The sequence below is a fragment of the Knoellia locipacati genome (assembly GCF_007992835.1).
GTDB lineage: Bacteria > Actinomycetota > Actinomycetes > Actinomycetales > Dermatophilaceae > Knoellia > Knoellia locipacati.
This window is the reverse complement of record NZ_BKBA01000012.1, coordinates 119,279-131,473: the sequence shown is the minus strand read 5'-3', so window position 1 is coordinate 131,473 and position 12,195 is coordinate 119,279. Positions and strand designations below refer to the sequence as shown.

The 12,195-nt window shown below is 63.1% G+C and carries 10 protein-coding genes; 6 read left to right on the top strand and 4 right to left on the bottom strand.

The window, feature by feature from the left end:
- Positions 1 to 206: 206 nt before the first annotated feature.
- On the bottom strand, positions 207 to 701 hold the full coding sequence (locus tag KLO01_RS15880) for a hypothetical protein (protein ID WP_147066946.1): 495 nt from the start codon (positions 699 to 701) through the stop codon (positions 207 to 209).
- A gap of 243 nt (positions 702 to 944) precedes the next feature.
- Between KLO01_RS15880 and KLO01_RS15875 the strand changes: the two genes are divergently transcribed.
- From KLO01_RS15875 to KLO01_RS15855, 5 genes are all read left to right on the top strand, one after another.
- Positions 945 to 3,710, top strand: coding sequence for a type I restriction endonuclease subunit R (locus KLO01_RS15875; protein WP_147066943.1), 2,766 nt, complete (start codon positions 945 to 947; stop codon positions 3,708 to 3,710).
- A complete protein-coding gene (locus tag KLO01_RS15870) occupies positions 3,707 to 4,921 on the top strand; it encodes a restriction endonuclease subunit S (protein WP_147066941.1) in 1,215 nt (404 codons plus the stop codon). The genes KLO01_RS15875 and KLO01_RS15870 overlap by 4 nt, the downstream gene beginning before the upstream one ends.
- On the top strand, positions 4,918 to 5,832 hold the full coding sequence (locus KLO01_RS15865; RefSeq protein ID WP_147066939.1) for a restriction endonuclease: 915 nt from the start codon (positions 4,918 to 4,920) through the stop codon (positions 5,830 to 5,832). The genes KLO01_RS15870 and KLO01_RS15865 overlap by 4 nt, the downstream gene beginning before the upstream one ends.
- Before the next feature lie 47 nt (positions 5,833 to 5,879).
- Positions 5,880 to 7,367 carry a type I restriction-modification system subunit M gene (locus tag KLO01_RS15860; RefSeq protein WP_147066937.1) on the top strand — a complete coding sequence of 496 codons (1,488 nt, stop codon included), beginning with the start codon at positions 5,880 to 5,882 and terminating at the stop codon, positions 7,365 to 7,367.
- 69 nt (positions 7,368 to 7,436) lie between these two features.
- Positions 7,437 to 8,945: an AlbA family DNA-binding domain-containing protein gene (locus KLO01_RS15855; protein ID WP_147066935.1), complete on the top strand. Its 1,509-nt coding sequence runs from the start codon at positions 7,437 to 7,439 to the stop codon at positions 8,943 to 8,945.
- Positions 8,946 to 9,159: 214 nt separating this feature from the next.
- Here KLO01_RS15855 and KLO01_RS15850 read toward each other — a convergent pair whose 3' ends face one another.
- Complete coding sequence (locus KLO01_RS15850; protein WP_147066933.1) at positions 9,160 to 9,906, bottom strand: DUF5677 domain-containing protein; 747 nt, start codon at positions 9,904 to 9,906, stop codon at positions 9,160 to 9,162.
- Positions 9,907 to 10,014: 108 nt separating this feature from the next.
- On the opposite strand from KLO01_RS15850, the gene KLO01_RS15845 reads away from it, so the two are divergent.
- Positions 10,015 to 10,479 carry a hypothetical protein gene (locus KLO01_RS15845; protein ID WP_147066931.1) on the top strand — a complete coding sequence of 155 codons (465 nt, stop codon included), beginning with the start codon at positions 10,015 to 10,017 and terminating at the stop codon, positions 10,477 to 10,479.
- Between the two features lie 285 nt (positions 10,480 to 10,764).
- Here KLO01_RS15845 and KLO01_RS15840 read toward each other — a convergent pair whose 3' ends face one another.
- Complete coding sequence (locus KLO01_RS15840; RefSeq protein WP_222612003.1) at positions 10,765 to 11,778, bottom strand: DUF932 domain-containing protein; 1,014 nt, start codon at positions 11,776 to 11,778, stop codon at positions 10,765 to 10,767.
- Between the two features lie 142 nt (positions 11,779 to 11,920).
- A complete protein-coding gene (locus tag KLO01_RS15835; RefSeq protein WP_147066927.1) occupies positions 11,921 to 12,187 on the bottom strand; it encodes a hypothetical protein in 267 nt (88 codons plus the stop codon).
- Positions 12,188 to 12,195 lie beyond the last annotated feature (8 nt).

Here is a 12,195-nt window from a genome sequence, read left to right as displayed (position 1 = left end):
GGGGGGGGGGGGGGGGGGGGGGGGGGGGGGGGTTCATGCGCTCCCGTGGACCGACGGGACTGCTGACGGTTAGGTTGGCACCCGACCTTTGGGGACGAGAGATCCCCACTGGAAGGAGTCCGACCCGACAACGGCTCAGCCGAACGGGTCTCGCGATGACGTCGTCGCGGTCGACTGGCACGAGCGCACGCGACTCCAGCACTGGGTCACTTGGGAGGAATCAACTTGCCGCCGACCTGCTTTGCGATGGTGGATGGGTTGATGTGCTTCGAGTAGGAGTTCCAGTCGCCAGTGATTGAGGCCAGAAAGTCCTCGCCGATGATCACCTTGTGGGAGTCATCCGAGCGGAGGTTCTCGGGCATCGTGTCCCACACCTTCGGGTCGCCCGGATACGTGCGCACCGTGACGTTGGTTCCGGCGGTACCTGAGTTATCGAAGAAGCTGCATGAAGCGTATCGATTCCCGTTCAGATCGGTTTCACCAACTTCGGTGGCCGCCTCCGCCACACATCCGCGGACGCGTTTCAGAATGGGAACCGGATTCCTCGGCTCTGCTGGTTCAGACTCTTCGGGCTCCGCTGTTGGAGATTCCAAGCTCTCTGTTGGTGGGATCGACGCAGTGGCAGACGCCGTTACCGTTTTCGTGACCGTCGCGCTGGGCGCTTCACCCGATGCACCGCAACCCGTCGTCAGGGCCAGCATGGAGACCGCTAACGTCGCTTTCCGCATCATTCCCCACCTTCATGAGTTGGCTAAGTACGGTGAAATAGAGCAGGACGCTCAGATGTCACCGTAGTCGGGGCGGGTCCCCTTTCACCCTGTAAGGCGAGATCCTCAACTCAGCATCAGGGCGTCAAGACGTGAGCGTCCTCCGTTTCGGTACACGGCCGATGATGGGCCGCCGAAGGTCCCGCGATCATGGATGTCCATCGCTAAGGTGCGCGTATGGGGGATGAGGTGGCTCAAAATGCGCTTCCGGCCGAGCTACGCGCTCGTGCGCTCATCGATCGGCAGTTGACTGATGCTGGATGGCACGTCCAAGACCGGAAAGACCTAAACCTCTTCGCGGGCCCGGGCGTGGCCGTTCGGGAAGTAGTGATGAAGCCGGGACATGGGCGGGCGGACTACCTCCTGTACGTCAACCGTCGCGCCGTCGGGGTGATCGAGGCCAAGCCGCAAGGGACCACGCTGAGCGGGGTGGAGTGGCAGTCGGCGATGTATGCCGATGGCCTCCCGGAGGCGATCGCCAGGCGAGCCGTCACGATAGAGGGGCGACTGCCCTTCATCGTCGAAGCCAACGGGTCGGAAACCCATTTCACGAATGGCTACGACCCAGATGCGCGGGCGAGGCGACTTTTCTGCATCCCAAGACCTGAGAGCCTTGCCAAGGTCATCCGGGACGCCGAGACCGAGCCCGACCGTCCCACCTGGCGTGCCAAGGTGCGCGACCTCCCGGCGCTAGAGACCATCGCCCTACGTCCCGCTCAGATCACCGCCATCGAAGGCATCGAGCAGTCCTTGGTCGAGCAGCGCCACGATCGGTCGCTGGTACAGATGGCCACGGGAGCGGGTAAGACCTACACGGCAGTGACTGCTGCCTACCGGCTTTTGACCTACGGCGGGTTCCAGCGAGTGCTCTTCCTGGTCGACCGCAACAACTTGGCCGACCAGACTCTGGCTGAGTTCCAAAACTTTCGAACCCCCGGGGACGGACGACGCTTTACCGAGCTCTACCCCGTCAACAAGCTGACCTCAGCGGGCATGCTCGGGTCGAGCAGTGTGGTCATCTCGACCATCCAGCGGGTCTACAAGGTGCTGCAAGGCGAGCAGGTCGCTGACGTCGACGACCCCGGCGTGGACGACTTCGTCCCCGACGCCCCCGTGACCGTGTCCTACGCCCAGGAGCTGCCACCGGAGGCGTTCGACTTGGTCATCGTCGACGAGGCCCACCGCTCCATCTACGGGGTGTGGCGTGGCGTCTTGGAGTACTTCGACGCCCACGTCGTTGGCCTGACCGCCACGCCAGGCAAGCAGACGTTCGCGTTCTTCCGCCAGAACTTGGTCTCGGAGTACACCTACCCGCAGTCGGTTGCAGACCGGGTCAACGTCGACTTCGACATCTACAGGATCCGCACCGAGATCTCCGAGAAGGGGGGCCAGATCGAAGCCAACACCGTGGTCCCCAAGGTCGACCGTCGCACCAGGGTTCAGCGCCTCGAGGCCCTCGAGGAGGACTTCGAGTACACGCACAAGCAGCTCGACCGTGCAGTGACTGCCAAGAATCAGATCCGCTTGGTCTTGGAGACGTTCCGCGACCGGCTGTACACGGAGATCTTCCCGGGCCGATCCGAGGTGCCTAAGACCTTGATCTTCGCCAAGGACGACGCCCATGCCGAGGAGATCGTCGGCACAGTGCGAGAGGTATTCGGCAAGGGCAACGACTTCGCCGCCAAGATCACCTACTCCGCCAACGACGCCAAGGGCCAGCTTCAAAAGTTCCGCACCAGCCCCACACTGCGAATTGCGGTGACGGTAGACATGATCGCCACTGGAACCGACGTGAAGCCGTTGGAGTGCGTCTTCTTCATGCGCGACGTGCGCTCCGCCCAGTACTTCGAGCAGATGAAGGGCCGCGGAGCCCGCACCATCGCCCCTGCGGACTTCCAGGCGGTCACGCCCGACGCCCCAACCAAGACGCGGTTTGTCATCGTGGACGCAGTCGGGGTCACGGAGCACGAGTTCGTCGACCCGCCGCTGAACCGAGTCAAGAGCGTCTCCCTCAAGCGGCTACTCGACAAGGCTGCCGCCCTCGAGCTCACCGAGGACGAGACTGCAACCCTGGCCTCCCGCCTCGCCAAGCTGGAACTCGACCTCACCCCCGCTGAACGAGAGGAACTCGACGTCGTCGCCGGTGCCCCCGTTAGGGACATCGTCCGCGCCCTCGTGGACGCCGTTGACCCCGACACCCAGGCTCACACAATCGCAGACAGTGACGAAAGTCCCCCGGCCGTCCAAGACCTACTCGACCGTGCCGTAGAACCCATTGCCGCCAACCCGGCTCTACGTCAGCGGATCATCGAACTCCGAGCTGCGCACGATCGGGTCATCGACGACGTCAACGGGGACAGGCTCATCGACGCCTACGGCGTAGTGGACCCCGACCGGGCCCGCTCCCTCGTCGAGTCTTGGGAGGCCTACCTGGTCCAGCACCGCGACGAGATCACCGCTATCCAGCTCCTCCAGACGGCCAAGGAGCGGCGCATCGCTTTCGCCGACATTAAGCAGCTCGCCGACCGGATAGGCAGGCCACCGCACAACTGGACCCCGGACCTGCTGTGGAGTGCCTACGAGGCTGTTCACATCGGGAAGGTCCGTCACAGCGACCGGCACACCCTGACCGACTTGGTGTCCTTGCTCCGATATAGCGTCGGGGTCGACAACGAGCTGGTTCCCTACGCCGACCGCGTCAGTGAGCGGTACGTCGGGTGGCTGGCCCAACAGGAGCAGGCCGGGAGCAAGTTCTCGGCCTTGGAGAGGTGGTGGTTGGACCGAATGGTCGACGTCATCGCGACCTCTGCGGGCATCCAACCGAACGACCTTGACCAAGCACCCTTCACTGAGAAGGGCGGCATAGACGGGGCGCTCCGGGACCTCGGCAACGACCGGGCTCCTGCCTTGCTGGTAGCCCTCAACGCGGAGCTCACGGCGTGACATTTCCGAGCTCTTGGGAGACGAGATCTTTAGCCGAAGTTGTGGACGTTCTGGACGCACGTCGGATACCTGTCAAGGCGAGCGATCGAGCGGTCCGGGGTGGGGAAATCCCCTACTACGGGGCCACCGGTCAGGCGGGAACCATCGATCGAGCGATCTTCGATGAGCCCCTCGTACTGCTGGGGGAGGACGGTGCGCCGTTCCTCGACCCCTACAAGTCCAAGGCGTACCTGGTCGATGGGCCCTCGTGGGTCAACAACCACGCTCACGTGCTGCGGCCTCGCGATGGTCTGGATCGCAAGTTCCTCCGCTACTACTTGGATGTCTTTGACTACCGCGGGTATGCAAACGGGACTACGCGACTGAAGTTGACCCAGGCCTCCATGCGGGGCATGCCAGTGCCGATTCCCCACTTGCGAGAGCAGAGGCGGATCGTCGACACCCTCGAAGATCACCTCTCTCGTCTCGATGCCGGAGATCGGTACCTTGTGCAGAACATTAAACGTATGAACGGCTGGGCTGCCTCGATGGCGGACGAGCTGATCTGGAGCCCTGGCTACTCCACGCGAGAACTTGGGTCTCTCCTTCGAGAGCCGATGCGGAACGGCCGCTCAGATCGTGCTGTCACCAAGGGCAGTGCCGGAATCCGCGCTCTGACCCTCACCGCTGTGACTCGGAACGAGTTCACCGACGTGAACACCAAGTTGACGACGACCTCTCCCCATATGGCTCGTGGCCTTTGGCTGGAGCCTGGCGACATCCTCGTCCAGCGGTCTAACACCCCCGATCTTGTGGGCACGACGGCTCGATATGAAGGCCCTCGGGAGTGGGCGATTTTTCCCGATCTGCTCATCCGGGTTCGCCCCGATGAGGAAGTGATCTCGAGCGCGTTCATGTGCGCTGTCCTGCGGTCAGAGCGGGCCCATCGGTCTCTCCGCGCACGGGCAAAGGGACTGGCTGGATCTATGCCCAAGATCGATCAGGCGGCCATCGCAGCCGTTCAGATACCCGTCCCGAACCCCCGAGGACAGGAGTCCATCGTCAACAAGTTAGCTGAGGTGGAGTCGACTTTGGTAGTTCTCTTGACGACGTTGCGGGCTCAGCAGCGCAAGTCGGCCGCGCTGAGGCGAAGCCTGCTGCGGGCGGCCTTCTCGGGGTCGCTAGCTGGACGGTCCACCTGTGACGAGGTCCACGAGGAGCTTGCCCAGTGACGATCCCGGACTTTCAGACCCTCATGCGACCTGTCCTGGCGTCCTTGGCTGATGGTGCTGTCCGTCGTAGCCGGGAAGTTAAGGACGCGATGGCCGACGAATTTGGGCTCACCGATGCCGAGCGGGCCGAGCTGCTTCCGAGCGGCCGACAGCGCACCATCGACAACCGGGTGGGGTGGGCGCTCACCTACCTGACGCAAGCGGGCCTCGCGACACGACCGAGCAGAGGGCTAGTCGCTCTCACCGACGAGGGTCGGGCAGCGCTATCAGCGAACCCAGATCGCGTCGACATGAAGACCCTGGAAGGCTACCCGGCATACCTGGAGTTTCGCGACAGGACGCGGGAGAAGGCCGCCGCCGTAGCCACGGCGGGTATCACGGAAGCCCCCACCGCGACGCCCACGGACCTTGTGGAGCGAGCGGTGGCGACGAACAGGGCAGCGGTGGAGGGGGAGGTAATCAGGGCTGCTCTCGCGCTCTCGCCTACCGGTTTCGAGGAGTTGGTGGTGCGGCTCCTGGCAGCGATGGGCTACGGGCAGGCTGGCTCCGTCGAGCGCACCAGCGCCACCGGGGACGCGGGAGTCGACGGGATCATCAGCCAAGACCCTCTGGGCTTAGACCGCATATACGTCCAGGCGAAAAGGTACGCCGTGGATCAGGCCATCGACCGCCCCAAGATTCACACGTTCGCGGGTGCGCTGTTGGGTAAGCAGGGGGACCGGGGGGTGTTCATCACGACTTCGAAGTTCACGTCGGGTGCCCGTCAAGAGGCGGAGAAGATCAACGCCCGGATCGAGCTCATTGACGGCATCCGTCTCGCTGAGCTCCTTGTCCAGTACGGCGTCGGGGTGCAGACCGAGCAAGTCGCCACCTTGGTCCGGCTGGACGAGGACTTCTTCGAGGGCTTGTGACGCCCTCCTGTGCCCATGACTGACGACATTCACCCGAGAGAGAACCTGTGAGCGACGCCCGAAGACTGGTCGACAAGCTGTGGGCATACTGCGACGTCCTGAGGGACGACGGGGTCGGTGTGCTCGAATACACCGAGCAGCTTACCTATCTGCTCTTCCTCAAAATGGCTGATGAACGTGCCCGCCGTCCCGGGGGCTTCGGACGGGAGGAGATCGTCCCGGAGAAGTACTCCTGGCAGCGCCTGCTGGATGCCACGGGGATCGACCTCGAGGTGGTCTACACCCAGATCCTTCTGGGGCTGGCTCGGGAGCCGGGGGTCATCGGTACGATCTTCCGCAAAGCCCAGAACCGCATCCAGGACCCGGCCAAGCTCCGCCGCCTCATCGTCGACCTGATCGACAAGGAGAAGTGGTCCGAGTCCGGGACCGACATCAAGGGCGACGCCTACGAGGAGCTCCTTTCCAAGGGGGCCTCCGACAAGGGCTCGGGCGCGGGGCAGTACTTCACTCCGAGGGCGCTGATCCACGGGATTGTCGACGTGGTCCGCCCCACTGTGGATGACACCGTCGTCGACCCGGCCTGCGGAACAGGCGGCTTCCTCCTGGTTGCCCACGAGTACGCGGCGTCCACCGCGTCGTCGATGACCCCGACCGAGCGTCAGCACTTACGCGACGACTTCGTCACCGGTGTCGAGCTGGTCGACGGCACGGCCCGCCTCGCCGCGATGAATCTGCTCTTGCACGGGATAGGAACGTCGAGCGGGGAGTCGCTGATCGAGGTGAAGGACTCGCTTATCGCTGACCCGGGGGAGCGATGGTCCGTGGTGCTGTCCAACCCTCCATTCGGACGGAAGTCCTCGCTCACGATGGTCGGTGCGGACGGTCGAGAGGTCCGTGAAGATCTCGAGATCGAGCGCCAGGACTTTGTTTCGACGACGAGCAACAAGCAGCTCAACTTCGTCCAGCACATCATGACGATCCTCGACACCAATGGCCGCGCAGCGGTCGTGCTACCCGACAACGTGTTGTTCGAGGGCGGCGCGGGCGAAGTCATCCGTCGGAAGCTGCTGACCGACTTCGATCTGCACACGATGGTGCGGCTGCCAACTGGCATCTTCTATGCCCAGGGTGTCAAGGCCAACGTTCTGTTCTTCGACAAGAAGGTCGCCCGTCCCGGTCAGCCGTGGACCGAGAAGCTGTGGGTCTACGACCTGCGGACCAACAAGCACTTCACCCTCAAGCAGAATCCACTGCGACGAGCGGACCTCGACGATTTCGTCCAGGCCTACAAGCCAGGCATGCCCCGCAGTGAGCGGACCGAGTCGGAGCGATGGAAGCCTTTCACCCACGACGAGATCATCGCCCGCGACAAGGCGAACCTCGACATCACCTGGCTCAAGGACGACTCCCTCGAGGACCTCGACAACCTTCCCTCGCCTGACGTCATTGCCCGCGAGATCGTGGAGGACCTGACAGCAGCACTCGCCGAGTTCGAAACTGTCGCGGCTGCCCTAGAAGCTCAGCTCGCGGAGTAGTTGACGGTGACACCGCCTCTGCCGAGTTCTCCCTCGCAAAGGGACGGTCCCGAGGTGGATCAAACAGGGGTGCGCCGATTCAAGACGTTGACGAAGCGCACGAGGGATCTGCTCGCAGGGGGTGAGCAAGCGCATGTCGAGTTCAAGACTGAAGTGCCGAGCAGCATCGCGGAGCAAGCCGCCGCGGGGGCGAATTACGTTGCCCTGAACCCCGAAGTTGAGGTCCACACGATCCTGCTCGGCGTGGCGGAGGAGCGCCTCGAAAACGGGGTGACGCGGGGCAAACCAGTCGGTTGCCTCGATGACTCTTCTCGGGTGGAGGATCTGGATCAACTACGCCTTCGAGTGGAACAGAAGATCCGTGACGCCGTGGTTCCACCCCCACACGTCACCATCTCCGAGGAGATGACAGGCACGAGCACCCCAATCCTCGTGGTGGAGGTCCGGCCCGCCAGCCCTCCGCACAGGGTCGGACCGAAGTATGTCGTTCGAGGCACCGCCGGGGTCCAGGCGCTCACGCAGCACGACGCGCTTGCCATATTTCGGGCGGCGAGAACCCAGGCGTGGATCGATGAAGTAGGCGCGAGTACGCCCCTGATGAACGCCCTTCAAGCGCTGCAATCTGGCTATGAGGACATCGCCTTCAGGGTGAGTGACGCGTTCCTTGGTGATCGTGGGGACGGCGATGAACTCCGGGATCTCGAGCGGCACTTGGAAGAGAGTGACAGGTGGAAGTCTCGCGCTGCACTCGAGGTCCAGGAAGCGCTCGACGAGGTTCGCAACGAGCTGTATGCCTTGGATGACGTGAAGGACCGCGTTGGGGAGCTGGCCGACGCGGCCCTGCTGACGCCGGAACAGGTGCGGTGGAAGCTGCGCGAGTCTCGGGAGAGGCTCTGGCTGCAACTGAATCACCATGCCGGACTAGACCCCGCTTTCGAGAAGGAGGTGGCTGTGGTGGTGCGCCTCGTCCACGACTACCTGTCAGTTGAGCCGCGAGTGGACCAGTACGCGGAGAACCATGCCGAACTTGGCGGCTACAGCATCCTGTTCCCCGAGCACTCGGAGATCCCTGCACATCGTGAACTTTCGTGCTCGTTCGTGAGCGCAGTGTTGGCCCGCGCCAGCGGCGTTCCGTCCCGCTTCTCGCCTGACTGGATTCACCAAGGGGTCAAGGCCCGGGCAGATATCGCCGAGGAAGTCTCGTCGATGATCAAGCATCCGACCCGCACCCGGACTTGGAGGCCACGAAAACCCCTTGCACGCGAGGTCGCCATCATTGAGGTGAACTCGGAGGGGGCCAGTGCCCTAGCTCTTGACCCCCGGGCTGTCCGGGTGAGCGCCAACCTGTCTGTCTGGGAAACATCGGAGGGAGAGTTTCGCCTGGCTTGGAAGGACGGAGTGCAGACGGTCCCTGTCATCTACCAGCCGAGGTGGGGAAGGGACTCCCGTCGTCGACCAGGCAAGTCCACAACCGTGGTCTCCAAGCAGTTCAGATTGGCTGCGGAGAATGTCGGGGGTGTAGTCCATCTGCTCGACGGCTCGGGCCAGGTCCTAGGTGGCCACCACGCAAGTCCCTAGGGCGTGGGACGCTGGATGGTTAGATCTCTGTGAGATCGCCAGCATCGCTGCTGGTCAGGGGGCCAGCATCGGATACCGGATCCGATCGCTTGTTGGCGGTGCGCAACCTTCGAACCGGCCACGGGGCCCCGCACTTAATGCCGGAGCACACTGGCTGTTCGATTGGTGCAGGTTGCGAAAGATGGCTGCGCGAACTCGGCGGTAACAAGAGGCCTCACTTGCTGCCCGCGTCTGGTGAGGTGCCTAACTCTTGCCCGTAGCGCCGGAGGACGCTTCGTCGTGGGCTCCCTTCGAGATAGTCGACGCGTCGTGATGACCAAAGGAGGCTGGCGGCCAATAGCCAAGTGAGGGATTCTGACATCTGCAGAGGTTGGGGGGTGGGGACGAACCGAAATCCGACCGGGGCATCGTCAACTATCAAGTATTCGTCGGTCAAGCTCACTGATGGATGGGTAAGGCCGCACAGGATCCGATACAGCAAGTAGACGTCCTCGGCACCAATTTCCTTGGTGAGTTGTTCGAATCGACGGGCCTCATTCTGGCTCCCAGCACTGGACGGCCACGCCTCATCACCGACGTGTGCGACACGTTGTGCTTCGGCGAGACGGCCTTGGGCGCGCATGGTTGTAGCAATAGATCGGCGATGCCGCTGTTCCTCGTTCGTGAACGCGCCAGCGGCGTCAGGCTTCTTGTCGATCCACATGACGGTGAGAGCTGTTTCCAGTGCGGTCCGAGCAACTGGGGCGTGGGCTGCTGTCAGTTGGAAGGGCAGGTACGGAAGCAGTGCCCTGGCGCACTCGTGGACATGCGCAGTGAGCGCCAAAACGACCGCAATCTGCTCTCGGCTCTTCCTTCGGCGAGGACGGAGTTTCATCTCGCCATCACGGCAGAAGTCGTCCCAATCATTCAGGAGTTCTTGGACGATCTCTTTTACGCGTGCCGGATCCACGTCTTCGTCCATGGGTTTAGCCTAAGGCGAGACGGTTGCGGCTGGTTGCCTTCTTCTCACGGTCGTTGGCTCGGGATCCGATCGATGGAGAGTCTGTGACCCCACAGTAGGGTCGGCGGCATGCATCTCTCTGAGTGCGGCGACTTCCCTAGCGGTCACGGGGCCCTGATCAAAACGGCGAACGAGCTGAATGAACTGCACGTGTTTGTGCTTGTTCTTCAGGACGGGACGGTGGCCGCTGCAGCAGAGGTGTCCTCGGGCTTCTCAGTCCCGAGCGGCGACGACAGGCCCGACCTAGGCAACCCCCCACTTCTGAGGATGGCGGCCGCTGCGCTTCCGGGACATGGCTATGGCACGACACTTCTGCTGACTTTGCAGGATCTTCTACCCGGCCTTGCTCACGACGGGGTGCTCTCGACTGCAGGCGAGACCGTTGTGGAGCGGGTCGGGCTTCCCATCCATAAGGACGCGACACCATCGGTTCTCGCGGAGGACCGGGCACAGCAACTCGCACATGACCTGCTCAGCTTCACCCAGAGTCAGTTGAATCAAGCCAGCTTCTTGGAGTTTGTCGCGCTGAATTGAGCTGTCTCGGCCTTCGCACGGCAGTGGAATCGCCCGATGCCTGGTGCTCTACTTGCGGCTCGGCATGCAGTCTCCGCATCGTTCAGTGGCCGTCGTTGCCTATGTCTGCAGCTCGCTAGGGGTTGCCCCACCAAGGGCGCACTTCTATCAAAGAGTCCCTTGACGCCGCAGCTGAGGGCTGCTTAACGCAAAAAAGGACGACGAGCCCCCTCCCACTTGTGTGGGAGGGGGCAGTGTCGCAACCGTCTACGTTGGGGTGAAGTTGGGACGGCCGACGCGGAGAAACTATGCGGCGATCAGGTCGAGCAAAGCTGACGTGGTAGCTCGGTCGCTGATGGACGTGTTCCCGCTGACAGCATGAAAGATGTTGCGCTCGGGTCGGGATACACCTCGGTGGGCGGCGAAGTGATGCGCCCACGTGTTGGTGGCCTGAAGGACACCAAGGGCGGTCCCAGTCCATGGGGCTGCTCGATGGTCGTCGCGGTAGAGGTTCTCGAGCTCCTCACGCTTGCGCCTTGCCATCGTGCGAGCACGTCCTTCGAGCGCCTGCCCTTTACCGTCGTTGAGCGGGACGGCGTGGTCGAGGAAGGCCCGCCAGTGGCTGTCGGTGATGGTGGTGTGAGCGAGGATCTCGAGCTCGCGGGAAAAGTCGTCGCTCAGGGTGTGCACGACGGCGAGGGCTTCTCGGGCTTGGGTGATCTTGGCCGCGGAGTACCGGGTGTGCTTGACCTTGTACTGCTGTCCCTGCTCGCTGAGGGCGAGATCGCGGGTGTTGTCGCACACCGTCGCGGTCACAGTCCGCTTGAAGGTGGTGGAGATGGATCCGTCGAAGCTGGTGGTGGCTAGCAGGTTCGGTCGGAAGTCGTACCCAATTGGTGTCGTGATGGTCTCGGGGACGGAGACTTCCACCCAGGCGATGGCTCCACCTCGTAGAAGTCCTGCGGAGGAGATGACGAGGTCGTCGTCGATGATGTTGGCGACGGTGCTCAGCAGCCACTCGCGGTACTGGTGCATGACGTAGCCGGTGCCGAAGAGGCCGAGGACGGCGTTGGTGTCGGAGCGTGTGATGGCCTGCCGGTCGGGGAGCGTCGCCCACTGGACTGGTGAGCCATGCGGGTCGAGGTGGGTCATCCCCTCGAAGTCGGACGGGGTCTCGACGGCGATGCGTCGTGAGACGGCGGTCCAGTGGAAGAGGCGGCGTTCGACGTCCTGGACGGGGATGGGTCCGTCGTAGTGGTTGGTCTCGTCGCCTTGCTCTTCGGCGCGGTAGTGCCAGGCGGTGCCGCGCTGGCTGGTCATCCCGATGAGGGTGTGTGTGTTGAGGTGCTGGAGTGTCTCTCTGGACATGGGTCGTTCTCTTTCTCGTGCGTGATGTTGCCTGAAGGGGCATGGCAAAGCCCCCGGCCATGTGGCGCAGGGGCTGGTGTGACGGTGCTGGGCTCTAGTACGCCCAGCCTTCGAGGTCGTCGGGTTGGGGTGTGATCCGCTTGAGGCGGGTGAGCAGACGGATGACGATGTCGTGGAGGTCGACCCGGTGTCCGAGGATGAGGTCGAACAGGGCGAGGAGGGCGATCTCGTAGGTGGGTGAGGTTCGGGTGGCTTTGAGGTGGGTTCGCCAGAGCTGTGTTGCGGTGGCCTGCAGTGCCGCCGCGAGCTTCTTGAGACTGCAGACGCAGCGGGTGAGGAGGGGAGGGAGCGAGTTGAGCATGGTGGCTC

Excerpts from the sequence above, each read along its gene's own strand:
- KLO01_RS15880 (WP_147066946.1), bottom strand. The coding sequence starts at position 701 with ATGCTGGCCCTGACGACGGGTTGCGGTGCATCGGGTGAAGCGCCCAGC.
- KLO01_RS15875 (WP_147066943.1), top strand. The coding sequence starts at position 945 with ATGGGGGATGAGGTGGCTCAAAATGCGCTTCCGGCCGAGCTACGCGCT.
- KLO01_RS15850 (WP_147066933.1), bottom strand. The coding sequence starts at position 9,906 with ATGGACGAAGACGTGGATCCGGCACGCGTAAAAGAGATCGTCCAAGAA.
- KLO01_RS15845 (WP_147066931.1), top strand. The coding sequence starts at position 10,015 with ATGCATCTCTCTGAGTGCGGCGACTTCCCTAGCGGTCACGGGGCCCTG.
- KLO01_RS15840 (WP_222612003.1), bottom strand. The coding sequence starts at position 11,778 with ATGACCAGCCAGCGCGGCACCGCCTGGCACTACCGCGCCGAAGAGCAA.
- KLO01_RS15835 (WP_147066927.1), bottom strand. The coding sequence starts at position 12,187 with ATGCTCAACTCGCTCCCTCCCCTCCTCACCCGCTGCGTCTGCAGTCTC.